At 72.4% G+C, this 23,371-nt stretch carries 25 protein-coding genes; 11 read left to right on the top strand and 14 right to left on the bottom strand.

Going from position 1 to position 23,371, the window contains the following annotated elements; all coding sequences use genetic code 11:
- Window positions 1–35: 35 nt before the first annotated feature.
- Both Aau02nite_RS22335 and Aau02nite_RS22330 read right to left on the bottom strand, forming a co-directional pair.
- Window positions 36–2,138, bottom strand: coding sequence for a PhoX family protein (locus tag Aau02nite_RS22335; RefSeq protein ID WP_212990487.1), 2,103 nt, complete (start codon window positions 2,136–2,138; stop codon window positions 36–38).
- Between the two features lie 103 nt (window positions 2,139–2,241).
- Window positions 2,242–3,171 carry an FAD-dependent oxidoreductase gene (locus Aau02nite_RS22330; RefSeq protein WP_212990486.1) on the bottom strand — a complete coding sequence of 310 codons (930 nt, stop codon included), beginning with the start codon at window positions 3,169–3,171 and terminating at the stop codon, window positions 2,242–2,244.
- Window positions 3,172–3,248: 77 nt separating this feature from the next.
- Between Aau02nite_RS22330 and Aau02nite_RS22325 the strand changes: the two genes are divergently transcribed.
- Complete coding sequence (locus tag Aau02nite_RS22325) at window positions 3,249–3,539, top strand: YiaA/YiaB family inner membrane protein (protein WP_212990485.1); 291 nt, start codon at window positions 3,249–3,251, stop codon at window positions 3,537–3,539.
- An 84-nt stretch (window positions 3,540–3,623) separates the two neighbouring features.
- Window positions 3,624–5,291 carry a DEAD/DEAH box helicase gene (locus Aau02nite_RS22320; RefSeq protein WP_212990484.1) on the top strand — a complete coding sequence of 556 codons (1,668 nt, stop codon included), beginning with the start codon at window positions 3,624–3,626 and terminating at the stop codon, window positions 5,289–5,291.
- Here the strand turns inward: Aau02nite_RS22320 and Aau02nite_RS22315 are convergent.
- The 3 genes from Aau02nite_RS22315 to Aau02nite_RS22305 form a co-directional block, all read right to left on the bottom strand.
- The gene (locus Aau02nite_RS22315; RefSeq protein ID WP_212990483.1) at window positions 5,279–5,689 is read right to left on the bottom strand and encodes a DUF1810 domain-containing protein; all 411 of its coding nucleotides are present in this window, start codon (window positions 5,687–5,689) and stop codon (window positions 5,279–5,281) included. The two genes, Aau02nite_RS22320 and Aau02nite_RS22315, sit on opposite strands and share 13 nt — an antisense overlap.
- Complete coding sequence (locus Aau02nite_RS22310; protein WP_212990482.1) at window positions 5,686–6,084, bottom strand: ChaB family protein; 399 nt, start codon at window positions 6,082–6,084, stop codon at window positions 5,686–5,688. The genes Aau02nite_RS22315 and Aau02nite_RS22310 overlap by 4 nt, the downstream gene beginning before the upstream one ends.
- Window positions 6,085–6,159: 75 nt before the next feature.
- Window positions 6,160–7,134: an alpha/beta fold hydrolase gene (locus Aau02nite_RS22305; RefSeq protein ID WP_212990481.1), complete on the bottom strand. Its 975-nt coding sequence runs from the start codon at window positions 7,132–7,134 to the stop codon at window positions 6,160–6,162.
- A gap of 94 nt (window positions 7,135–7,228) precedes the next feature.
- Between Aau02nite_RS22305 and Aau02nite_RS22300 the strand changes: the two genes are divergently transcribed.
- Window positions 7,229–8,026: an isocitrate lyase/PEP mutase family protein gene (locus Aau02nite_RS22300; RefSeq protein WP_212990480.1), complete on the top strand. Its 798-nt coding sequence runs from the start codon at window positions 7,229–7,231 to the stop codon at window positions 8,024–8,026.
- On the opposite strand, the gene Aau02nite_RS22295 is transcribed toward Aau02nite_RS22300, so the two are convergent.
- The 5 genes from Aau02nite_RS22295 to Aau02nite_RS22275 form a co-directional block, all read right to left on the bottom strand.
- Window positions 8,023–9,093, bottom strand: coding sequence for a DUF4037 domain-containing protein (locus Aau02nite_RS22295; protein WP_246595358.1), 1,071 nt, complete (start codon window positions 9,091–9,093; stop codon window positions 8,023–8,025). The two genes, Aau02nite_RS22300 and Aau02nite_RS22295, sit on opposite strands and share 4 nt — an antisense overlap.
- Before the next feature lie 32 nt (window positions 9,094–9,125).
- The gene (glgX, locus tag Aau02nite_RS22290; protein WP_212990479.1) at window positions 9,126–11,234 is read right to left on the bottom strand and encodes a glycogen debranching protein GlgX; all 2,109 of its coding nucleotides are present in this window, start codon (window positions 11,232–11,234) and stop codon (window positions 9,126–9,128) included.
- A 138-nt stretch (window positions 11,235–11,372) separates the two neighbouring features.
- Window positions 11,373–12,203: a DUF2382 domain-containing protein gene (locus tag Aau02nite_RS22285; RefSeq protein ID WP_212990478.1), complete on the bottom strand. Its 831-nt coding sequence runs from the start codon at window positions 12,201–12,203 to the stop codon at window positions 11,373–11,375.
- A gap of 100 nt (window positions 12,204–12,303) precedes the next feature.
- A complete protein-coding gene (locus tag Aau02nite_RS22280) occupies window positions 12,304–12,981 on the bottom strand; it encodes a hypothetical protein (protein WP_212990477.1) in 678 nt (225 codons plus the stop codon).
- 150 nt (window positions 12,982–13,131) lie between these two features.
- Complete coding sequence (locus Aau02nite_RS22275; RefSeq protein ID WP_212990476.1) at window positions 13,132–13,845, bottom strand: TetR/AcrR family transcriptional regulator C-terminal domain-containing protein; 714 nt, start codon at window positions 13,843–13,845, stop codon at window positions 13,132–13,134.
- Window positions 13,846–13,944: 99 nt separating this feature from the next.
- On the opposite strand from Aau02nite_RS22275, the gene Aau02nite_RS22270 reads away from it, so the two are divergent.
- From Aau02nite_RS22270 to Aau02nite_RS22245, 6 genes are all read left to right on the top strand, one after another.
- On the top strand, window positions 13,945–15,363 hold the full coding sequence (locus Aau02nite_RS22270; protein WP_212990475.1) for a DHA2 family efflux MFS transporter permease subunit: 1,419 nt from the start codon (window positions 13,945–13,947) through the stop codon (window positions 15,361–15,363).
- Window positions 15,360–16,418 carry a spore photoproduct lyase family protein gene (locus Aau02nite_RS22265; protein ID WP_212990474.1) on the top strand — a complete coding sequence of 353 codons (1,059 nt, stop codon included), beginning with the start codon at window positions 15,360–15,362 and terminating at the stop codon, window positions 16,416–16,418. The genes Aau02nite_RS22270 and Aau02nite_RS22265 overlap by 4 nt, the downstream gene beginning before the upstream one ends.
- Complete coding sequence (locus Aau02nite_RS22260) at window positions 16,408–17,208, top strand: class I SAM-dependent methyltransferase (RefSeq protein WP_212990473.1); 801 nt, start codon at window positions 16,408–16,410, stop codon at window positions 17,206–17,208. Before Aau02nite_RS22265 ends, Aau02nite_RS22260 begins: the two co-directional genes overlap by 11 nt.
- Window positions 17,205–17,732 (top strand): AAA family ATPase, encoded by a 528-nt coding sequence (locus Aau02nite_RS22255; RefSeq protein ID WP_246595357.1) that lies wholly within the window; start codon window positions 17,205–17,207, stop codon window positions 17,730–17,732. Before Aau02nite_RS22260 ends, Aau02nite_RS22255 begins: the two co-directional genes overlap by 4 nt.
- Before the next feature lie 73 nt (window positions 17,733–17,805).
- The gene (locus tag Aau02nite_RS22250; protein WP_212990472.1) at window positions 17,806–18,141 is read left to right on the top strand and encodes an ArsR/SmtB family transcription factor; all 336 of its coding nucleotides are present in this window, start codon (window positions 17,806–17,808) and stop codon (window positions 18,139–18,141) included.
- Entirely contained in the window at window positions 18,138–18,599 is a 462-nt protein-coding gene (locus Aau02nite_RS22245; protein WP_212990471.1) for an SRPBCC family protein, read from the top strand. Before Aau02nite_RS22250 ends, Aau02nite_RS22245 begins: the two co-directional genes overlap by 4 nt.
- Before the next feature lie 58 nt (window positions 18,600–18,657).
- Here Aau02nite_RS22245 and fliQ read toward each other — a convergent pair whose 3' ends face one another.
- From fliQ to Aau02nite_RS22225, 4 genes are all read right to left on the bottom strand, one after another.
- A complete protein-coding gene (gene fliQ / locus Aau02nite_RS22240; RefSeq protein WP_212990470.1) occupies window positions 18,658–18,927 on the bottom strand; it encodes a flagellar biosynthesis protein FliQ in 270 nt (89 codons plus the stop codon).
- Window positions 18,928–19,033: 106 nt separating this feature from the next.
- On the bottom strand, window positions 19,034–20,308 hold the full coding sequence (locus tag Aau02nite_RS22235; RefSeq protein ID WP_212990469.1) for an erythromycin esterase family protein: 1,275 nt from the start codon (window positions 20,306–20,308) through the stop codon (window positions 19,034–19,036).
- Window positions 20,309–20,360: 52 nt separating this feature from the next.
- The gene (locus Aau02nite_RS22230; RefSeq protein ID WP_212990468.1) at window positions 20,361–21,122 is read right to left on the bottom strand and encodes a hypothetical protein; all 762 of its coding nucleotides are present in this window, start codon (window positions 21,120–21,122) and stop codon (window positions 20,361–20,363) included.
- Window positions 21,115–21,675: an RNA polymerase sigma factor gene (locus Aau02nite_RS22225; RefSeq protein ID WP_438841164.1), complete on the bottom strand. Its 561-nt coding sequence runs from the start codon at window positions 21,673–21,675 to the stop codon at window positions 21,115–21,117. Before Aau02nite_RS22225 ends, Aau02nite_RS22230 begins: the two co-directional genes overlap by 8 nt.
- A gap of 75 nt (window positions 21,676–21,750) precedes the next feature.
- Between Aau02nite_RS22225 and Aau02nite_RS22220 the strand changes: the two genes are divergently transcribed.
- A complete protein-coding gene (locus Aau02nite_RS22220) occupies window positions 21,751–22,962 on the top strand; it encodes a hypothetical protein (RefSeq protein WP_212990466.1) in 1,212 nt (403 codons plus the stop codon).
- A 123-nt stretch (window positions 22,963–23,085) separates the two neighbouring features.
- Window positions 23,086–23,371, top strand: a 286-nt coding sequence (locus Aau02nite_RS22215) for a globin domain-containing protein (protein WP_498368217.1), incomplete at its 3' end; no start/stop codon positions are given.

The following is a 23,371-nucleotide window of genomic DNA, read 5'->3' as shown; positions in this document are numbered from 1 at the left end:
CCCTCCGAGGTAGGGACCGTAGGACGCCACGGGGCTCAGCTGCCGATCGGGCCTCCGTCCAGCCGCCAGGTGACCACGACGGCGGGCTTGGCGAAGTCGCCGTCGGGCCAGGTCGAGGCCGGCTCGTCCAGGGTGGCGCCGTCGATCTCCCCGGGGTGCTGCACGGCGGTGAAGACCGAGCGGTCGTCGCCGGTGATGAACGGCCCGCACGTCTCGGCGCCCGGCGGCACGGTCAGGAACTGTTTGAGGTGGCCGCGTTCCGGGCCCTCGATCGCCGTGGCGAACAGACCGTCGTTGCTGCCCAGCGCGTTGCCGTCGGTGGAGATCCACAGGTTGCCGGCGCTGTCGAAGGCCACGTTGTCCGGGCACGAGATCGGCGAGACGGCGCTCTTGTCGTAACCGGCGAAGTAGGTCGACGCGTCCGCCGGGTCGCCGCACACGATCGGCAGCGACCAGGTGAACGACTCACCGGTGTGGTCGCCGCGGTCCTCGACGATCTCGAGGATCTGGCCGTGCTTGTTCTCCCGGCGGGGGTTGGCCTCGTCGGGCCCCGCGTTCGCCTCCGCGCCGCGGTTGGTGTTGTTGGTCAGCGCCGCGTAGATCTTGCCCGTCCGCAGGCTGGGCTGTACGTCCTCGGGCCGGTCCATCTTGGTGGCGCCGACGGCGTCGCCGGCCAGCCGGGCGAACGTCAGCACCTCGGCGGCGGTCATACCGGGCACGTGGGACCGGTCGCCGGACACGAGCTTGATCCAGGTGCCACGGCCGTCGAAGGCGCCGTCGGAGGGCAGCTTGCCGGTGCCGTCGATCTCGGCCGCCGGGCTGTCCCCGGTCAGCTTGGCGACGTAGAGGGTGCCCGACTCCAGCAGGGTCAGGTTGTGCCGGCGGGCCGCGGCCGAGCCGCCCGGCACGAACTTCTTCGCGGAGACGAACTTGTACAGGTAGTCGAACCGCTCGTCGTCACCCATGTACGCGGCGACCTGACCGTTGCGGGCCACGATGACGTTGGCGCCCTCGTGCTTGAACCGGCCCATCGCGGTGTGCTTGCGGGGCCGTGACCCGGGGTCGTACGGGTCGACCTCGACGATCCAGCCGAAGCGGTGCGCCTCGTGCGGGTGCTTGGCCAGGTCGAAGCGCTCCTGGGCCCGGTCCCAGCGCCGCGACTCCTCCGGCACCCGGGCGGTGGTGGAGATGCCGTAGCGGGCCAGGCTCGGTTTGAGCGCGGCCGGAGCGGCGTCGCCGCCGACGAAGTACTGGTTGAAGTTCTCCTCGCCGGACAGCACGGTGCCCCACGGGGTGACGCCACCGGCGCAGTTGTTGAGCGTGCCGATCGGGGTCAGTCCGCGCGGGTCGGCCGCGGTGCGCAGCAGCGCGTGGCCGGCCGCCGGGCCGGTGAACCGGAACGGCGTGTCCAGCATGGTGATCCGCTTGTTGTACGGCCGGTGCCGCCCGCCGACGGGCCGCCACTGCCCGGTGCCGTCGACCCGTTCGAGCTCCACCACCGACATCCCGTGCGCGGCCATGGCCACCCGGACCTGCTCGACGCTCAGCGCCTCCTGGGTGGTGAAGCCGGGGAACATCAACTCCTCGTTGGTGTACTCGTGGTTGGCCACCAGCAGCGCCCGCCGCCCGTCGCGGCCCAGCGGCAGGACCCCGAGGAAGTCGTTGTTGTAACCGAACTGTCCGGACTGGTGCCGCGCGCTCTGCCGGTGCACGTCCAGACGGGGCACGCCGGGCAGGATCGGGTCGCCCCAGCGGATGACCACGGCGCTGTCGTAGCCGTTGGGCACGATCACCGTGTCCAGGACGTTGGGCGGGATGGGCTTGAAGGTCAGCGCCCCGGCGCGCCCGCCGCCGTGCCGCGGTGCCGCCGCGGGAGCGGTGGCCGGTGCGGCGTTCGCGGCGCCCGCCGCGGCCGGTGCCGCGCCGAAGCCGAGCACGAGGGCACCGACCGCGCCGGCCCGGACCACGCCGCGGCGCGTCATCGCGGTGTTGACCACGTCACCGAGGTACGGGTTGGCCGATTCGTTGGGCACGGGATGGTCGCAGGCGTTGCCGCAGCGGTACAGACAGGTCTTCGGGTCGCGGCCGGCATGTCCGGCCGGTCCGAGGATGGGTAGCAGACGGGGTCGGTCGGTCATCGGACGGTCTCCTCACGCGGCGCTGCATGATTTATCAAGATCGATGCCGTAGGAATCTGAGCCTAGCCGCGCCGGAAGATGAACGGAAGGTGAACGGCCGTTGTCAGAGAGCAAGCGCGGCGACCTCGTCCGCGCAGCCCCAGCAGAGCGTCATACCGGCGCCTCCGTGCCCGTACGCGTGCACCACCGTCCCGCCCGGCCACTTCTCCGCCTCCACCCGCGGGCCACCGCGCCGCACCGGCCGCAGTCCCACCCGCTCCCCCACGATCGGCGCGCCCGCCAGCTCCGGCACCAGCGCCACGCAGCGCTCCAGGATCGCGTCGCGGGTCGCCGGGTCGGGCGTGGTGTTCCAGTCCCCCACCTGCCAGGTGCCGCCCAGCACGACGTCACGGCTGCGCGGGTGCACGTAGGTCGACGGCTCCCCCTCGTCGCGGACGGAGGTGTAGATGCCGGTGTTGGCGACCAGCACGATCTGCCCGCGGGCCGGCAGCACGTCCGGGTCCCCGCACAATGCGCCGGCGGCCAGCCCGGTCGCGTTGACCACCACCGGCGCCTCGACCAGGGCCTCGTCCAGCCGGTCGACCCGGCGCCGGAGGACCCGCACCCCGGCGGCCACCGCCCGCTCGCGCAGCCACGGCAGATACACCCCCATCTCGACCAGCGGCGCCTGGAAACGCAGCTCCCTGGTCCACGGCGGCTCGGCCGGCAGACAGCGCACTCCCCGCGCGGCCGGCGCCCACCACGGCTCACCGGTCGCGCCGGACCGCTCGAGGTTGCGGGTCTCGCGCACGAGGACCCCGGGCACCCGGTCGAAGGCGTCCCGGCGGAACTGGTCGTAGGTCGCCGCGGCCCAGGCCAGGATCCGCTCGTCGAAGCCGGTCCGGGTGGGGTACCAGGCCGCGGCGGCCACCGCGGAGACCGTCCGGGCGGGGTCCTCCGGTGTCCACACGGTCACCGCCGCGCCGCGTTCCCGCAGCCGCATCGCCGCCGTCAGACCGATGATGCCGCCACCCACCACGACCACGTCCGCCATGCCCGTCATCCTGTCGTAACCCGGCTCTGAGTACCTGGGCTCAGTCGGACGTACGACCGCGCGGACCAGACTGCGGCATGGACACCAATCCGCAGCCGAGGACCACCACCGCCTTCTACGTGCAGTCCATCGCCTCCTTCGCCCTCTCCCTGACCGCCGTCGCCACCGGGATCGCCTATCTGCCGGTGGGCAGCTGGATCCGCGCCTTCCTGGCCGTGGGCCTGCTCTACGTGGTCACGTCGGCGTTCACGCTCGCCAAATGCGTCCGCGACATGCAGGACGCGGGCACCGTGGTCCGCCGGGTCGACCAGGCCCGGCTGGACAAGCTGCTGGCCGACCACGACCCGTTCAAGGTCCCGGCCGGCTGAGCCCGAATGCCGGCCCCGTATCCTTGTCGTCGTTGATGCCGGCCGCCGATGTGGCCGGCGCACGATCGATCCGGAGCAGAGATAATGAGCGAGCACCTGTTCGCGGACGCGACAGGCTTCGCCGGTCTGGCGCTCCGTCCCGAGCTGCTGAAGGCACTGACCAGCTTGGGCTACGAAGAGCCGACGCCGATCCAGCGCGAGGCCATCCCGCCGCTGCTGGAGGGCAACGACCTGCTGGGCCAGGCCGCGACCGGCACCGGGAAGACCGCGGCGTTCGCGCTGCCCCTGCTGCACCGGCTGGAGCCGGACGCCAAGGGCGGCCCGGCCGCCCTGGTGCTGGTGCCCACCCGCGAGCTGGCCGAGCAGGTCTCCCAGGCGGTCCACCGCTACGGCCGTGACCTGGGCGTGCGCGTCCTGCCGGTGTACGGCGGGCAGCCGATCGGGCGCCAGCTGCAGGCCCTGCAGCGCGGCGTGGACGTCGTGGTCGGCACCCCCGGCCGGGTGCTGGATCACATCAGCCGCGGCACGCTGGACCTCAGCGACGTGCGCACGGTCGTGCTCGACGAGGCCGACGAGATGCTCGACATGGGCTTCGCCGAGGACATCGAGGCCATCCTGGCCGAGACCCCGCAGACCCGCCAGACCGTGCTGTTCTCCGCGACGATGCCGCCGCGCATCGACGGCATCGCCCGCCGGCACCTCAAGGATCCGGTCCGCATCCAGATGGGCCGCGAGGCCTCCGCCCCCGGCGAGATCCCGCTGGTGCGGCAGAGCGCGTACATCGTGGCCCGGGCGCACAAGCCGGCCGCGCTGGGCCGGGTGCTGGACGTGGAGGCGCCGACCGCGGCGATCATCTTCTGCCGCACTCGCGAGGAGGTCGACCAGGTCACCGAGACGCTCAACGGGCGCGGCTACCGGGCCGAGGCCCTGCACGGCGGCATGAGCCAGGACCAGCGGGACCGGGTCATGGGCCGGCTGCGCGCCGGCAGCACCGAACTGCTGGTCGCCACCGACGTGGCCGCCCGCGGGCTGGACGTCGAGCAGCTCACCCACGTGGTCAACTACAACGTGCCGTCGGCGCCCGAGGCGTACGTGCACCGCATCGGCCGGGTCGGGCGCGCGGGCCGCGAGGGCGCCGCGATCACCCTGGCCGAGCCGCGCGAGTCGCGGATGCTCAAGGCGATCGAGCGGCTCACCCGCCAGCGCATCACCCTGGAGAAGGTGCCGACGGTAACCGACCTGCGGGCCCGGCGCCTGGAGCTGACCCGCGCGGCGCTGGAGAGCAGCCTGCAGACCGACGACCTGGAGCGGTTCCGGGTCGTCATCGAGTCGCTGACCAGCGAGTTCGACATCGAGACGGTGGCCCTGGCGGCGGTCAAGCTGGCCCACGAGGCGGCCGGCGGCGACGTCGACGAGCAGGAGATCCCGACCCCGCGCGAGACCGTCCGGGAGCGTCCCGAGGGCCGCGACGGCAAGCGGCCCGAGCGCCGCAGCGGTCCGGCCGGCGCGGGTGTCGCCCGGCTCTTCATCGGCCTGGGCCGGCGCGCCGGGCTGCGCCCGCAGGACCTGGTCGGTGCGATCGCCGGCGAGTCCGGGCTCAGCGCCCGCGACATCGGCGCGATCCAGATCACCGACCGCTTCTCGCTGGTCGAGGTGCCGGAATCGGCGGCCGAGATGGTGATCGACGCGGTGTCGCAGACCACGATCCGGGGCCGCAAGCCGACGGTACGCCGGGAGCGTTACAGCCGCTGAACCGTGGCCGGGTCGTCCTCGCCGCCGTAGTAGCGGTCCAGGACGGCCCGGAACACGGCCGGGTCGTCGGCTGCGTGGGCGAAGAGCGTCATCGACGACCGCAGCTTGAGGTCGTCGGGGGTGCCGAGGATCTGCGTGGCGGTGCGACCCGGCACACCGAGCAGGGCCCGCGCGCACTCGGCCAGCCGGGGCCCGAGCACCGGGTGGGCCAGGTAGGCCCGGGCCTCGACCAGATCGGCGATGGCGTAGCGCTGCGCGGTGGCGGTGCGGCCGAGCCCGGCGATCTGCGGGAACACGAACCACATCCAGTGGCTGCGCTTGCTGCCGGCCGTCAGCTCGGCCAGGGCCTGCTCGTAGACGTCCTGCTGGGCGCTGACGAAGCGGGCCAGATCGCTCACTTGCCGCGCGCCTTGCGGGTGCTCTTGGCGTTGGCTTTCTGAATGGCCTCGACCAGCTCCTTCTTCTTCATCTTGGTCCGGCCGCTGATGTCGAGCTTCTTGGCCACGCTGAGCAGGTGCTCCTTGCTCGCGTTGGCGTCGACCCCTCCGGCGGTCTGCTTCGGGGTGTCCCGCCCGCCGGCCGCCTTGGCGTCGCTGGGGCCCTTCTTCGCCTTGGGCTCCCAGTGGTCGCCGACCTTCTCGAACGAGTGCTTGACCGCGGCCAGGGCGGTCCGGTGGGCGCGCTCGCCCTCGCCGTACTCCTTGACGGCGGAGTCGTGCGCCGCGACGTAGGTGTCCTGCGCCTTCTTCGGGGAGCGTCTGAGCGTCCCCGGCATGTCCTCACGAGTTGGCATACCGATCAGGTTTCCCGGCCCGTGCGCCCGCAAACCGTGCCTGCCGCAGGCTGCTGAACCGGTGCTGCGTAGCTCCTACCCGTCGTGAACCCGTGGACCACACCAGTCGATGACCGTGCGAGCGTAGGCGGCGGGGGTTTCGAACGGGGGCGCATGACCCGCGTGGTGAAGGACCGTCAGGTTCCAGTCGGGCCGCTGTGTCGTCCAGTCGTCGATCGACGCGCGCGGAGTGAGACGATCCTCATCGCCGCAGACGAGGAGAGTCGGCGACGCGACCCGGCGCATCGCCTCGAGCACGCGTCGCCGCCGGACGAACATCAGCGACATCAGTGAGGCGTACACCGTGACCACGTTCGCCAAGCGGGCCGGCGCGACAGCGGCCATCTCGTCCCGCATGAGATCCGCGATCTCCGGCGACATTCTCGTCAGGTCACCGCCCGCGTTCCAGCTGCTGCCCGCGATCGACGCGGGGTCGTTCAATACCCGTAGCTGCGCAGCGAGCAGGCGCCGCCCCGAAACGCGGAGCAGCGCACGGGCGATCGGTGCGACGACGGCCAGGCCGGCCGGGCCGAGGGTCCGCCAGAGGCGTGCCTCACCATCGCTCACCGGGGGAGGAAGCGCCGGCGCCACCAGCACGAGCCCGGCGACCCGTTCGGGTGCCTGGTCGGCGAACAGCAATGCGACCATCCCGCCCGCCGACCAGCCGTGCAGCACGACCCGATCCAGGTGGAGTACGTCAGCGAAATCGCGCAGGAACAGCGCGTTCGTCTCGATGCCCGCCGCGCGCCGGTTCGGCAGTCCGGTGTGGCCGGCGATGGTGCCGGGCAGGTCCACCGCCATGGCGTACGCGTGTGGTCGCAGTTCGCCGAGTACGTCGAGCCAGTTCGAGGCGCTGTTGGCCGGATTGGGAACGAGCAGGTGAACCGGCACTTCCGGGGTCCGCGTCCGATCAGTCACCAGATAGTGCACCTTCGTGCCGTGCACATCGACTGTCCCGCTGCGAATTCCGGACCAGCGAGACGCGCGCTCACCCCAGTCGGTGTACTGCACACCCCCAGGTTACGCCCGGCGCCGCCTTCGGCCGGCTCCGCGGACGCCGCGGCCCGGCCCCGGGGGGCCGGGCCGCGGTCTCTAGGCTGACCACATGACGGATCTTCGCGATCGTTTCCGGGCGCTGCACGAATCCGGCACCTTCCTGCTGCCGAATCCGTGGGACGCCGGCTCGGCCCGGCTGCTGGAGAGCCTGGGCTTCGCCGCGCTGGCGACCACGTCGTCGGGCCTGGCGGCCGCCCTGGGCAAGCTGGACCAGCAGGTCACCCGGGATGAGCTGGTCACGCACGTCGCGGCGGTCACCGCGGCGGTGCGGATCCCGCTGAACGTCGACGCGGAGCGCTGCTACGCGGACACCCCGGCCGGCATCGCCGAGACGGTGGACCTGCTGGCCGGCGCCGGCGCGGCGGGCATCTCGATCGAGGACTACGACCCGGCGGCCGACCGGGTGGAGACCCTGGAGGCGGGCGCGGAGCGGGTCGAGGCGGCCGCCCGGGCCTGCGCCCGGCACGGCATCGTGCTGACGGCCCGCGCGGAGAACCACCTGTACGGCCACGACGACCTGGACGACACGATCACCCGGCTGCGCGCCTACCGCGAGGCGGGTGCCGACGTCGTCTACGCGCCCGGCCTGCGCGCCGGGGCGGACATCGCCCGGCTGGTGGAGTCGGTCGTGGCGCCGGTCAACGTGCTGGCCCTGCCGGACACACCGGCGGTCGCCGAGCTGGCCGGGCTGGGCGTCCGGCGGGTCTCGACCGGTGGGGCGCTGACCTGGGCGGCGTACGGCGGCCTGCGCGACGCGGCCCGGGAGCTGCTGGAGAGCGGCACCACGACGTTCCGGTCCCGCGGCCTGACCGGCGACGAGATCGACAAGGTTTTCGGGCCCCGCTAGGGCGCGGTGCCGCCGGTGAGGCCGAGCAGCGGCCCTGCCCGCCGGCAGCGGGCCGGGTCACCGAGGATCTCGGTGGAGTCCGTCACCTGATCGATGGTGCCGGGCAGCGTCGCGATGGGTCCGCCCTGGCGCCCGCCGAGCCGGTCGACCAGCGCCCGGGTCCCGGGGTCGGTGATGGCCGCGGCCAGCGCCACGGTGAGCCGGTCGGCGGACAGCACCCGGATGTCGCGGGTGTGGTACGTCCGCGGTGCCGGGTCGACCGGTGCGGCCAGGCCGAGGTTGTTGGTCGCGGTGACCAGCACCCCCGCGGCCTCGACCAGCGCGGCCTCGCGGTCGCGCCAGTGCGCCGCGGCGGTCGCGGCGGCCAGCGCCGGGCCGGCCGTCGCGGCGAGGTCCAGGCGGGCGAAGCTGCTGCCGAGCCATTTCGGGTACGGCGCCCAGCGGCGCTCGATCAGGAACGCCAGCCGCACCAGCTCGCGGGCCAGCCGGGCGGCGACCAGCCGGGAGCCCAGGTCGTCACCGACGGCCCCGGCCCGGCCCACGAAGGCTTCCTCCTGGGCGACACGCAGCCAGCCGGCCGCCAGGGCGTAGCGCCACACGTCAGCCGGATACCAGCGCAGGGCCTCGCGGCGGCGGGTCAGTTCGCCGTCCGGGTCATGGAACACCGCACCGGCGGTCAGCGTCGCGAGGGTCTGCGTCGGGGTCAGCAGCCAGTCGGCCAGGGCCAGGCCACCGGCCGGGTCGACGCCGAGCCGGCGGGTGAAGAAGGCGGCGGCGCTCGTCACCTCGACCTGGTGGCCCGGCTCGCCGTCGTTGCGGTCCGTGGTGGCGAAGACCGTGGGGTGGCCCTCGAAGGTGTCCGGCAGCGCGGCGAACGACGGCGGTGCCGCACCGTCGGGCAGGAAGACCTGCACGCGGGGGCCGAAGTCGTGGTCGGTGGAGACCGTGTCGTCCAGGCCGAGGACCTCGGAGCCCTCGCCGAGCAGGGCCGCGGCGTGCGGCCGTCCGCCCAGCAGAGGGCGGACGGCCTGGTCGTAGAAGCGGTGGCTCAGCGCGATCCCGGTCACGGTGCCAGCCTGCCGCACCGGGCAAGCGGGTTTCAGTACCGGCAGCGCAGCACGACCATGGTGTGGCCCTCGACGTCGCGCTGCCCGCCGGCCTTGGTCGTGCGGCGCCGGGCGGCCAGCAGCGGGTCGGCCGTGTCGACCACGGCCTCCCAGGTGCGGCCGAACGAGCGCGGCGGCAGCGTGAACGTCACCCCGTCGGCGAGCGGGTTGAACAGCACCAGGAACGAGTCGTCGATGATCTCCTCACCCAGCGCGCCGCGCTCGGGGATGCCGTGGCCGTTGAGGAACACGGTCATCGTCATCCCGGAGCGGGTGTTCCAGTCCTGCTCGGTCATCGGCTCGCCGTCGCGGCGCAGCCAGGCGATGTCGGGCACCTTGGCGTCGCCGGCCGGTTCGCCGGTGAAGAAGCGGCGGCGCCGGAAGATCGGGTGGTCCGCGCGCAGCTTGGTCAGCGACGCGGTGAAGCGGGTCTGCACGTCGTGCATCCGGGCGTCTTCCCAGTCGACCCAGCTCAGCTCGCTGTCCTGGGCGTAGACGTTGTTGTTGCCGTGCTGGGTGCGGCCCAGCTCGTCGCCGTGGGCGATCATCGGCACGCCCTGCGACAGCACCAGCGTGGTGAGGAAGTTGCGCTTCTGGCGTTCCCGCAGCTTGACCACCTCGGCGTCCTCGGTGGGGCCTTCGACACCGCAGTTCCACGAGCGGTTGTGGCTCTCGCCGTCGCGGTTGTCCTCGCCGTTGGCCTCGTTGTGCTTCTCGTTGTAGGACACCAGGTCGTTGAGGGTGAAGCCGTCGTGCGCGGTGACGAAGTTGATGGACGCGATCGGGCGCCGGCCGTCGATCTCGTACAGGTCGGACGAGCCGGTGAAGCGGGAGGCGAACTCGCCGAGGCTGCCCGGCTCGCCGCGCCAGAAGTCGCGGACGGTGTCGCGGTACTTGCCGTTCCACTCCGTCCACAGGGGCGGGAAGCCGCCGACCTGGTAGCCGCCGTCGCCGACGTCCCACGGCTCGGCGATGAGCTTGACCTGGCTGACGATCGGGTCCTGGTTGACCAGGTCGAAGAACGCGGCCAGCCGGTTCACCTCGTGGAACTCGCGGGCCAGGGCGGAGGCCAGGTCGAAGCGGAAGCCGTCGACGTGCATGTCGGTCACCCAGTAGCGCAGCGAGTCCATGATGAGCCGCAACGACTCGTGGTGGCGCACGTTGAGGCTGTTACCGGTGCCCGTGGTGTCGTAGTAGTACTGCTTGTCGTCGTCGACCAGCCGGTAGTACGCCGGATTGTCGATACCGCGGAACGACAGGGTCGGCCCGAGGTGGTTGCCCTCGGCGGTGTGGTTGTAGACCACGTCCAGGATGACCTCGATGCCGGCCGCGTGCAGGGCCTTGACCATGGACTTGAACTCCTGCACCTGACCGCCGTGCCCGCCGAACGAGGCGTAGTCGTTGTGCGGGGCGAAGAAGCCGATGGTGTTGTAACCCCAGTAGTTGCGCAGCCCGCGGTCGACCAGGGTGCTGTCGTGCACGAACTGGTGCACCGGCATCAGCTCGACGGCGGTGACCCCGAGCTCCTTGAAGTGCTTGATCATCGTCGGGTGGGCCAGGCCGGAGTACGTGCCGCGGACGTCCTCCGGGATGCCCGGGTGGCCCTGGGTCATGCCCTTGACGTGCGCCTCGTAGATCACCGTCTGGTGGAACGGGATCTTCAGCGGCCGGTCGTTGGCCCAGTCGAAGAACGGGTTGATCACCACCGAGCGCATCGCGTACGGCGCCGAGTCCTCGTAGTTGACCTCGCCCGGGTTGCCGAAGTTGTAGGAGAACAGCGCGTTGTTCCACTCGTGGTGCCCGTCGATCGCCTTGGCGTACGGGTCGAGCAGCAGCTTCGACGGGTTGCAGCGCCGCCCGGTGGCCGGGTCGTACGGGCCGTGCACGCGGTAGCCGTACCGCTGACCGGGCACGACCCGCGGCAGGTAGCCGTGCCACACCAGGGCCTCGCGCTCCGGCAGGTCGACGCGGGTCTCGGTGCCGTCGTCGTCGAACAGGCACAGCTCGACCCGGTCGGCGATCTCGGAGAAGAGTGCGAAGTTGGTCCCCCCGCCGTCGTACGTGGCCCCCAGCGGGTACGGCGAGCCGGGCCAGATCTTCATGTCTCTCCTCACCACCAGCGGACGCTCCGCGCAAGGCTTCCCACTCTGCCGTGCCTCGAACCCTGAATCCGGTGCGGGGCACGACACACCACGACACCCCCCGAATACCAGGACCCGGGGGGTGTCGGATGGTAATGATCAGCGGCGGTTGCGGCCGCTGGTCTCGTCGTCGAACTCGATCTGCTCCTTGCGGACCTCACCGGAGACGCGCTCCTCGTCGGTGACGGTCTCCTTGCCGAGGCGCACCCGCTCCACCGGCACGGCCTCGGTGTCGACCACCGGGCGCTCGGCGTGCAGCGTGACCTCGTGCTCCTCCTCGGAGATGGCCGGGCCGTCGAGGGCCGCACCACGGTTGGCGTCCGTGATCGGCTCGCGCTCCAGGCGTACCTCCTCGCGGCTGACCGGCACGGTGACCTGCTCCTGCTCGGTCACGACGTACTTGCGCAGCCGGGCCCGGCCGGCCTCCTCGGTACGGGTGTCGGCGACCAGGCGCTCCTCGGAGCGGGTCATCGCGTCGTCGGTGTCGCGGCCGGACGTGTCACCACGGTCGTCGCTGCTGTCGTACGCGGTGCCCGTCGTGCCCGTCGTGTTCGTCCGCGTCGTGGTGGTGGTCGTGTCGGTGTAGCCGTCACCGTCACGGTCGAGGTTGCCGCCGGTCGACGAGAGGCCGTAGTAGCGGTAGAGCTCGTCCTCCTCGGCCGGGCTGAGCCGGCCGTCGGGGTCGATCCGCGGGGCGTCCTTCACCTGGTCCTTGCTGAACGCGACGATGATGCGGTCGCCCTCGAGGCTGGCCCGCTCCAGCGGCACGAAGCTCTGCTTGGTACCGAACAGGCCGGTCTTCACCGAGACCCACTCCGGGTCGCCGGTCTGCGCGTCGAGGTAGACGTCCGCGGCCGACCCGATCTTGGTGCCGTCGGTCTCGTAGACGTCGGAGCCGATGAGCTTCTGGGTGTCGTTCTGGGTGAGCATGCTGGTTCCTTTCCGGTGGGTGGGCACGACCGATCGTCCGGCCGGCCCCGGTGTGCGGTCCTGCGGTGTGTGGTGGTGCGGTATCAGGTGATGCGGGCGGTCAGACCCCGAGGCCCGCCTTGTCGACCTTGCGGTGGTACCGCATGCCGGCGAGGCCGCCGAGGATCGCGCCGGCGAGGGCCGCCACGACGGCCACCACGATGGCGATGATGCCGCCGGTGGTGACCTCGCCCTCGTTGATCGGCAGGCGCGGGAAGCCGCCCAGCCGGGCCAGGATGTCGAACTCGGCGCCGGCCAGGGCCCCGGCCACCGCGACCACCACGGCGATCACGATGGACCAGACCCAGACGCCGATCCCCTGCTTGGCGCCGCTGAGGCGGGCCATCCGGCCCGCGACGTAGCCGCCGCAGTAGTAGGCGATCAACAGCACCACCAGCAGCGCGATGCCGCCGACGATGCCGACCGTGCCGGCGTTGTCCGCCGCCCGGCCGGCCGCCTCACCGGCGTCCGTGTCGTTGGCCACGCCCACCGCGGTGCCGGCCGCGGCCAGCAGTGCGGTGAGCAGGATGGCCGTTCCGGTGGCGGTGAGCCAGCCGAAGAACGCCGAGCCCCACTTGATGCCGCCGTAACGCTCCTTCTCGCGCTGGAGCACGGCGTGGCGGTCACTGGTGACCGCGGTGGCTCCGGTGTCGCCCGACGCGCCCGCCTGGTCGGTGGACTCGTCGCGGGAATACCGCGTCGCGCCGACGTCGTCGCGCGCATTTCGGGGATCATTCATGACCGGCTCCGGGGGGAGATGCCTGCGGGGGATCGATCATCGAAGCCGCTGCTCAGCGCCGCGGTCCGACATCCTTACGCTGGCAAAAGTGCCCGGTTGTTTACCGCATAAACAGGCGATCTCTCATTCTTTCAGGAGACGCTCAGGACGTTATTGATCGCCATTACGGGGTACTGTCCGGCCCCGCCCTCGCGGGCGGGCCGGCTGCATCAGCGCAATGCGGTCGAGCAGCGTCTCGAGGGCCTCCTCGAAGTCCCCGGCCGAGTGGTCCTGCGACAGGTGCGCCTCGAGGCGCCGCAGCACCGGGTACGCGTTCAGGTCGTGCACCGGCGCCACCTCCGGCTCCTCCACCGGGCCGGTCTCGACGCCGAGCGCGGAGACCTCGAGCAGCAGATGGCCCAGCAGGAAACTGCTGAACGCCCGGTACACCGCGGCGGCGTCCTCGTCGGAGAACCCGGCCGAGGTCATGACCTGCAGCAGCGACTCGATCCCGCGCAGGCTGCGCAGCGGGGGCCGGACCCAGGGCGCGGCCGGCGGCCGGGTGGCCACGAGCGGGAACACCTCGGGGTGGGCCAGCGCGATCCGCCGCAGCCCGTGGGCCAGCCGCTGCAGATAGTCGACCCAGCTGCCCGGCGCCTCCAGGCCGAGGTCCGGGTCGCCGTACAGCTCGTCCACGACGGACTCGACCACCGCGTCCAGCAACGCCTCCCGGCCGGGCAGGTAGCGGTACAGCGCCATGCCCTCGACCCCGAGGTAGGCCCCGAGGCGGCGCATGGTCAGCTCCCGCAGGCCGCGCTCGTCGATGAACCGCACCGCCGCCTGCACGATGCGCCCCTGGTCGAGTCCTGTCTCGCTGTTTCGCATGGTCCCTCCGACCCGTACGCCGCACAGCCGGATGAAGTGTGTCACGTCGCCCCGCCGGGTTCACCGGACCCGGCCCGGCCGAGGGGTACAAAGGACCCGATGCCCGAGCTCAGTCACCGCCGCCGCCAGCTGGTCCTGGCGATCTGCTGCCTGAGCCTGTTCATCGTCGGGCTGGACGTCACGATCGTGAACATCGCCCTGCCCTCGCTACGGGCCGATCTGGACGCTTCGGTCTCCTCGCTGCAGTGGGTGCTGGACGCGTACACGCTGGTGCTGGCGAGCCTGCTGATCCTGTCCGGCTCGACCGCCGACCGGGTGGGCCGGCGGCGCACCTTCCAGACCGGGCTGGCCCTGTTCACCGTGGGATCGCTGCTGTGCAGCGTGGCGCCAGGGCTGGGCTGGCTCATCGTGTTCCGGACGGTGCAGGCGGTGGGCGGCTCCATGCTGAACCCGGTCGCCATGTCGATCATCACGAACACGTTCACCGAGCCCCGCGAGCGGGCCCGGGCGATCGGCGTCTGGGGCGGGGTGGTCGGGCTGAGCATGGCGCTGGGGCCGGTGCTGGGCGGCGTGCTGGTCGCCGGGCTGGGCTGGCGGTCGATCTTCTGGATCAACGTGCCGGTCGGGGTGGCCGCGATCGTGCTGGCCGCGCTGTACGTCCCCGAGTCGCGGGCCGAGCACCCGCGCCGCGTCGACCCGGTGGGTCAGGTGCTCGTGCTGCTCGTGCTGGCCTCGGTCACCTTCGGCATCATCGAGGGCCCGAACCTGGGCTGGGGCTCGCCCCTGATCGTGGGGTGCTTCGTGCTGGGGGCCGTGGCGCTGGTCTCGCTGCCGGCGTACGAGGCGCGCCGCGCCGAGCCGTTGCTGGATCCGCGGTTCTTCCGCAGTGTGCCGTTCTCCGGCGCGACGGTCATCGCGGTCTGCGCCTTCGGCGCGCTCGGCGGCTTCCTGTTCCTCAACTCGCTGTACCTGCAGGAGGTGCGGGACCTGTCGGCGCTGCACGCGGGCCTGTACACGTTGCCGATGGCCGCTCTCACCGCGGTGATCGCACCGCTGTCGGGCCGCATCGTCGGCGCCCGCGGGCCCCGACTGCCACTGATCCTGGCCGGCTCGGCGATCGCGCTGGCGATGCTGCCGCTGACCCGGCTGACCGCGGACACCCCGGTCTGGCTGCTGTTCACCGCGTACGCGATGTTCGGTTTCGGCTTCGGCATGGTGAACGCCCCGATCACCAACACGGCGGTCTCCGGCATGCCGCGCGCCCAGGCGGGCGTCGCCGCGGCGATCGCCTCGACCAGCCGTCAGGTCGGCGCCGCCCTCGGGGTGGCGGTGGTCGGCGCCGCGGTGGTGTCCGGTCTCAGCGGCCCGGCCGCGCAGCACTTCGCCCAGGCCAGCCGCACCGGCTGGTGGATCCTGTTCGGCTGCGGACTGGCCGTCCTCGCGTTGGGGCTGGCCACCACCGGCCGCCGCGCGCGGGCCACCGCCGCCCCCGTCGAAAGGCCCGTACCGGTTCCATGAGTGCTCTGCTGGACATCCGCCGGATCTACGTCGAGCCGGAGGCCGCCGCCCTGCCCCGCGGCCGGGAGATCCTGGCCCGCTTCCCCGAGGCGGAACGCGTCGAGGTCGAGAGCCACCACCGGATCCCCGAGCTGTACGGCGACGAGACCAACGTCGACCGCTGGGTCCGGATCAAGCGCGAGGCGCTGGTCCTGGGGGTCAAGAAGTCGCTGGCCGCCCGCCCGAACGGCCGCTCGGCGGACTTCATCGCCCCGTCCACGGCGAACGGCTGCGCGATGGCTTGCGCCTACTGCTACGTGCCGCGCCGCAAGGGCTACAGCAACCCGATCACCGTCTTCGCCAACATCGACAAGATCCAGGGGTACGTGCAGCGCCACGTCAGCCGCCAGGGCGTGAAACCGGCGCCGAACGAGTGCGACCCGCACGCCTGGGTCTACGACATCGGCGAGAACTCGGACTGCTCGCTCGACGCCCGGATCAGCGACAACGTGCGGGACCTGATCGAGCTGTTCCGCTGGCTGCCCACCGCGAAGGCCAGCTTCGCCACCAAGCACGTCAACCGCGACCTGCTGGAGTGGGACCCGCAGGGCCGCACCAGGATCCGCTTCTCGCTGATGCCCGCGCGCGACGCCAAGCTGCTCGACATCCGCACCAGCCCGGTGGCCGAGCGGATCGCCGCGATCGACGACTTCGTGGCGGCCGGCTACGAGGTGCACGTCAACTTCAGCCCGGTCGTGGTGCGCGACGGCTGGCTCGAGGACTGGGCCGGCCTGCTCGACCAGCTCGACGCGGGCATCGGCGCGGCGGCCAAGGCCCAGCTCGCCGCCGAGGTCATCTTCCTGACCCACAACAAGGACCTGCACGAGGTCAACCTGGGCTGGCACCCCAAGGCCGAGGAGCTGCTCTGGCGCCCCGAGCTGCAGCAGGTGAAGCGCTCGGAGAACGGCGCCCTGAACGTGCGGTACCGCACCGGCGACAAAGGACGCTACGTCGCCGCCCTCACCGGCCTGATCGCCGCCCGGACCCCGTATTGTCGGATCCGCTATGCCTTCTGAACTGCCCGCGATGGTCGGGACCTTCGACGAGGCGGCCGCGAGCTACGACAGCGTGGGCGTCGACTTCTTCACGCCGATGGGCGCCGAGCTGGTGCGGCGCGCGGCCATCCGGCCCGGTGACCACGTGCTCGACGTCGGCTGTGGACGCGGTGCGGTACTGCTGAGTGCCGCCGCCGCGGCGGGGCCGACCGGCCGGGTCGTCGGCATCGACCTGGCGCCGGCGATGGCCGAGCTGACCGCGGCCGCGACCGCCCACCTGCCGGGCGTGACGGTGCAGGTCGGCGACGCGCAGCAGCCGGCGTTCGGGCCCGGCACCTTCGACGTCGTCACGGCCGGGCTGGTGCTGTTCTTCCTGCCGGATCCGCCCGGGGCGGTGGCGGCGTACCGGGAGCTGCTGCGTCCGGGTGGCCGGCTGGCCTTCAGCTCGTTCGCCCAGTTCGACCCGCGCTATGAGCGCGCCATGAAAGCGCTGGCCGCGCACACCCCGACACCGCAGCGGCGCGAGCAGGCGCCCGGCATGTTCGGCTCCGAGGCATCGCTACGCGCCGCCCTGAGCGCCTGGTCCCGGATCCGGATCACCGAGTTCACCCAGGTGAGCCGCTTCGCCGGGATCGAGCAGTGGCTGACCTGGGTCGGCTCGCACGCCGGCCGCGCGGTGCTCGCCGCGGTCCCGCCGGACCGGCTGGCCGCGGCGACCTCCGCGGCCGAGGCCGAGCTGGCCGGCGCCCGGGCCGACGACGGGAGCATCCAGCTGACCACGGCGATCCGCGTCGTGGTGGCCGATCGTTGAGTGAGCCGGCCGGTCCGGTCCTGCTCGTGGTCAGCGGGCCGCCCGGCAGCGGCAAGACCACCCTGGCGCACGCGCTGGCCCGCGAGCTCGGTTGCCCGGCGATCTGCCGCGACGAGATCCGCGAGGGTGTGGTGCGCGCCGGGACACCCGACCCCGGCATGCTGCACACCCTGGCGACCTTCTTCGACGTGCTGACGCTGCTGGTGCGCGCCGGGGTGACGACCGTGGCCGAGGCGGCTTTCCAGGACCGGTTGTGGCAGCCCGGGCTGGCCCCGCTGAACGGTCCGGCCCGGATCCGGGTCGTGCGCTGCGCGGTCCCGCCCTCGACCGCACGCACCCGGATCGCCGACCGCCTGCGGACCACGGCGAACCGGGTCGCCCACGACGACGCCGGCCTGCTGCGCCGGATGGACGCCGGCGAGGCGACCTGGGAGCCGATCAGCCTGCCGGTGCCGACCCTGACGGTGGACACCGCCGACGGCTACTCCCCCGGTCTCCGCGAGATCGTCGCGTTCGCTTCTTGACATCCCCGCGCCCAGCGGTACTCTCAACCTATCGGTTGATTAACCGACTAGTTTATAAGCCAGGTGGTTGAGCATGACGACGGCCGACCCGATCAGCGGCGTCTTCGCCGCCCTCGCCGACCCGACCCGCAGGGCGATCCTCGCCCGGCTGGCCAGCGGCGAGGCCACGGTCAACGAACTCGCGGAGCCCTTCCCGATCAGCCTGCAGGCGATCTCGAAGCACCTGAACGTGCTCGAGCGCGCCGGCCTGATCGCCCGGACCCGCGAGGCCCAATGGCGGCGCTGCCGGATCGAACCCGCCCCGCTGCGTGACATCGCGGGCTGGGTCGAGCAGTACCGGCGCCTCTGGGAAGAGCGCTACGACACGCTCGGCGGATACCTGGACGACCTGCAGAAGGAGCAGTCATGAGCACCATCAGCGTCAGCACGCCCACCCCCACCGACCTCGTCATGAGCCGCACGTTCGACGCCCCCAAGGAGCTCGTGTTCGCCGCGCACACCGAGGCCGAGCACCTGCGCCACTGGTGGGGCCGCGGCAACCCGCTCGACGTCTCGATCGACTTCCGGGTCGGCGGCAAGTGGCGTTTCGTGGAGACCGCCGACGGCAAGGAGCACGCGTTCCGCGGCGAGTTCCGCGAGATCTCGGCGCCCGACTCGTACACCTGGACGTTCGAGTACGAGCCGATGGCCGGCCACGTGATGGTGGAGAAGTTCGTCTTCACCGAGGAGGACGGCAAGACCACGGTGACCGCGTCGAGCACCTTCGACTCGCAGGAGGACCGCGACGGCATGCTCCAGTCGGGCATGGAGGCCGGGGCGAACCAGAGCTACGCGGCGCTGGACGCGTACCTGGCGAAGGTGGGTTGATCCCGGATACACGAAAAGGGCCGCCCATCGGGCGGCCCTTTTTCGATGGTCGAGGAGATCAGCCGACCAGGCTCGGGATCCTCTCGAACAGCTGCGTCGTGAAGGTGACCATCTCGTGCAACATCCAGTTCCCCGAGAACAAGATCGCCGCACCCACACCCACCGCCTTCGGAACGAACGACAGCGTCGCCTCCTGGATCTGCGTCACCGACTGGAACAACGAGATCGCAAAACCGATCAGCAACGCCGTCAACAGCACCGGCGCGCACATCTTCGCGGCGATGGTCATGGCCTGCAGCCCCAGCTCAACGATCTGCGTATCCGTCATGCCATCCCCTTCGGGCTTCCGCAGAAGCCGGGGAGCGCAGAACGGGCGCGTCACGGTTGCCGTTCGGTGCGGGCTCACACCGCCTATCGCGTCCTAGGAAGATAGGTCAAACGCCCGAGGGGAAGGTCTCCGGTTCGTGGGTGTCGATGGTCGCGGGATGCATCGGGCGGACCGCCCGGCTCTCGTCGAACCAGAGGAAGGCGTCGTAGCGTTCGCCCAGCACCGTCGGGACGTAGTTGCCCCAGCGTTCGCGCTCCGGGCGGTAGACCACGCCGATCGCGCGATGGGCCAGCTCATCCGTCAGCAGAGCCGGACCGTCCCCGGGGAAGACGACCATCGCGCGCGAGGGCGCCGTCGCGTGCAGCACGTCCTCCAGCGAGTCCGGCCGGGCCGGCGGCACACCCATCTCCTGCATCGGTGCGCCCCACGAGTCCCCCGCGATGACCGAGCCACGGTGCGTCCCGAAGCCCACCAGCACCACCCGGTCCCGGCCGTAGCGGTCGCGGGCCAGCTCGCCCAGCGTGTTCTCGCCGTGCCGGGACTGGTCCGTGGCGCGCGCGTCGCCCACATGGGTGTTGTGCGCCCACACCACCGCCTTGGAGTCCGGGCCGTAATGGGTCAGCAGCCGGTCCAGGGTCTGGTCCATGTGCCGGTCGCGGACGTTCCACGAGCGCGGGCCGCCGTGCACCATGGCCCGGTAGTAGTGTTCCGCGCCCGCGACCACCTCGGCGTTCTGCCAGGCGGCGAACTCCCCCGCCGCGACCGCCGCCCGCTCGCGCAGCCGTACCAGCAGGTCAACCACCTCGTTCTCACAGCTCGCCGACACGAACCGGGTGGCCCACGCGTACGACTGCGGGTCCTCGGCGAACGGTTCGAAGCACCGGTACGCGGCCAGCGCGGCCGGCACCTGATCCGGGTCGTGCTCGCGCAGGTGCACCAGGATCTCCCGCAACGACTCCCACAGCGAGTACACGTCCAGGCCGTGGAAACCCACCGGCCGGTCCGATCCCTCGTTGCGGGCCCGCAGCCAGCGGCAGAAGTCGGTCACCTCCTCGTTGGCCCACATCCACGTCGGCCACCGGTCGTACGCCAGCAGCGCCTCGCGCGGATCCGCTGGCTCACCCGGCATCCCCCGCACGCTGCGGTCCACCCGGGCGCAGTCGGGCCAGTCGCCCTCGACCGCGACGAACGAGAAACCGTGCTCCTCGATCAGCCGGCGGGTGAGCGCCGCCCGCCAGGTGTAGAACTCGTGGGTGCCGTGGCTCGCCTCGCCCAGCAGGACGACCCGGGCCGGCCCGGCCCGTTCCACCAGCTCGCCGAGGTCACCGGGGTCCCGCAGCGGGGTCGCCAGAGCTGCCACTTCGTCGCCGTAGCGCGCCATGGCCCGCCGCCTACCCGGGCCCGGCGCCGTTCATACGTCTGACCCTTGCGTCTCACCGCAGCGAGACCGCGACCGTGCGGGCCTCCTCCAGGTCGGCCAGCCCCTCCAGGCGGTAGGTGAGCCCACCGCTGGTCCAGATCAACGTGGGACCGGCCAGCCGGGCGGTCGCGGTGCGCTCGACGCCGTCGCGCCCGACGTAGGTCACCGGGTGCGGCTGCGGCAGCCAGATCGCGTCCGCGCCGGCCACGTCGGTCCACCGGGCCTCGGGAGCGGACTTGAAGAAGGACGGGCCGACCCGGCCGTCGAACTCGTCGAGCCGGACCGCGCCGCCGCGGTAGACCAGCGTGACCACCCGGGGCGCGCCGGACGGGTCCGGGTCGCCCAGGTCCACCCGCTCGGGCCCGCCCAGCTCGTCCGGGACCAGCACCGGGAACAGCGCCACGCGCCGGGCGTCCTCCAGGCTCCCGGTGCGCACCGACGGCAACGGGCTCGGGTCGGCGGGCAGGCCACCGGGGGCGGGCTCCTGGCGTACCTCGATCCCGGCGATCCGCAGCAGGCCGCCGACCGCGTCGACCACCGCCGCGCGGGCCGGGGCGATCCCGGCGACCAGCGCGATCAGCGCGGCCACGACGGCGACGATCCACCGGCGGCCCGGCAACGGCCGGACCGCAACGGCCGGGAACCACCGGCGGCGGGGCGCGGGCCGGGCCAGCCGGGCACGCACCGCGGCCCGCTGATCCGCGGCCGGGGGTACGTCGAGATGGGTGGCGAGCGCGCGCAGCTCCCGGGCGAGGTCGTCGAGATCGTCAGGCACCGGGCACCCCCTGCCCCACCAGGCGGCCGCGCAGTTTGGTCAGCGCCCGCGACGTCCGCGACTTCACCGTGCCCTTGGGCAGGCCCAGCATCTCCGCCGTCTCCGCCTCCGACAGGTCCAGCAGGAAGCGGCAGACCAGCACCTCGCGGTCCTTGGCGTCCAGCTGCTGGATCTGCTCGACCAGGTGACGCCGGCGTTCCCCGTCGAGGACCGACTCGGCCGGATCCGGCTCGGACGCCTCCGGATGCAAGCCGGTGGCGGCCCGCAGCACGAGGCCGTCGCGCCGGCGGCGGGACCGGTGCAGGTTGCGGGTCTCGTTGGCGACGATGGCCAGCAGCCACGGCCGGAACCCCGACCGGCCCTGGTAGTGGGCGAGCTGCCGGTACGCCTTCACGAACGCCTCCTGCACCACGTCGTCGGCGTCGGCACCCGCACCCAGCAGAACGGCGGCCCGGTGCGCGGGCGTGGTGTAGCGGACGACGAGGACCTCGTACGCGTCCACGTCGCCGGTGCGGGCCCGCGCCACCGCCGCCGCATCGTCCAGTTCGGTCACCATCACCTCCTCGACACCGCGGGCCGGGGAAAGGTTCCCGGGAACCCGAGGAGCACCTCGCGGTGTCGACAGGACATGACGACCCGGCGGGATCTTCTCATCATCGCGGGCGGCGCCGCCCTGCTGTCCGGCTGCCGCGACGAGCCGCGCCGCGCTGTGTCCGTACCGGATGTGGTGGTGGTCGGGACCCGGCAGGGGCTGGTGGTGCTCGGCGGGCCGCACCCGCGCGGCCTGGGCCGGGAGGCGGTGACCAGCGCCGACGGCGCGGCCGCGGGCACGCTCGGCCGCGACCACGCCGGGCAGCCGGCCCTGGTCCGGCTGGACCCGGCGGCCGGCGAGCTGGGCCGGCCGCTGCCACTGGCCGTGGGCTGGCTCCCGCGGGTGATCACTGCGGACGGCGGATCGTGCGCCTTGACCCGGACGCCCGCCGCGGCCCGCCCGGCGGCCCGGGCCCGGACCAAGATCATGGTGCTGTCCGGTACGGGACAACAGGAGTACGACCTCAGCGGCGTCGTCGAGCCGGACGCCTTCACCCAGGACGCCACCGGCCTGTTCGTGCTGGAGTGGCTGCCGGCGGCCGCGCCGGACCACTACCGGGTACGCCGGCTCGACCTCGCCACCGGGTCGTTGCAACCGCTGCTGACCCGGGACAAGTCACCGGTGCCGGCGGGCGCCGAGGAGGAGATGCGCGGCGACGGCCGGCAGGCGGTGCTCTCGCCGGACCGGCAGATCCTCTACACCCTCTACACCCACCAGCCCGGTCATCTGCACACGCGTGACCTGCTGGCCGGGCGTTCCAGCGGCGTCCACGCGTTCGTGCACGTGCTGCACCTGGCCCAGGGGTGGGCGTACTGCCTGGACCTGCCGGACCCGTTCGGACTGGGTCCGGCCGAAGGGCAGGCCCTGGCGGTGAGCGCGGACGGGCAGCGCCTGGCGATCGCCCACGCGATGGCGGGCGTGGTGCTGTACGCCGACACCGCCGCGCTGGCCATCGAGGGCACCGCCACGGTGCCGAAGGTCGCCGCGGCGGCGAGCCTGGCCTTCGCCCCCGACGAGCAACGGCTGCTGGTCGGCGCCGGGACCACGGTGACCGCGCTGAAGCCGGGCGGCACGGTACAGGCGGGCTGGACGGTGCCGGCGCCGGTCCGCGGTCTCGGGGTCAGCAGCGACGCGTCCCGGATCTACGTGGGCGGTGCCGACGAGGTGCTGTGGCTGGACGCGGCCACCGGCGGGGTGCGGGGGCGGGCGCCGGTCAGCGGGCTGACCGAGCTGCGGCACGTGCGGTAGGCGCGGTCCCGCGGTCACCCGCCGGTGTCCGGGCCCCGCCGAGGGGCCTCGGAGCGGGGGCGGGCACCGGTCGGTGACCGCGGGAACGGCGACACGGCTGCGGCTTTCTGCCAGGGTGACGGTATGTCCCTCTACGAGGCGGCCGGGGGCGCCCCGGCGATGCTCGCGCTGGCCACCGACTTCCACGCCCGCTGCCTGGCCGACCCGCAGCTCGAACACCCCTTCTCCCACCCCGGCAACCCCGAGCACGTGCAGCGCCTGGCCGACTACTGGGGTGAGGTGTTCGGCGGCCCGCCCGTCTACTCGGACTCCTACGGCGGGCACTCCGGCATGCTCGGCATCCACGCCAACCAGGGCGCCGAGACAGAACTCGGCGACCGGTTCGTGGCGTGCTTCGTGGCCGCCCTGG

Source organism: Actinoplanes auranticolor (assembly GCF_018332655.1).
GTDB classification, from domain to species: domain Bacteria; phylum Actinomycetota; class Actinomycetes; order Mycobacteriales; family Micromonosporaceae; genus Actinoplanes; species Actinoplanes auranticolor.
This window is presented reverse-complemented; position numbering and strand designations above follow the sequence as displayed.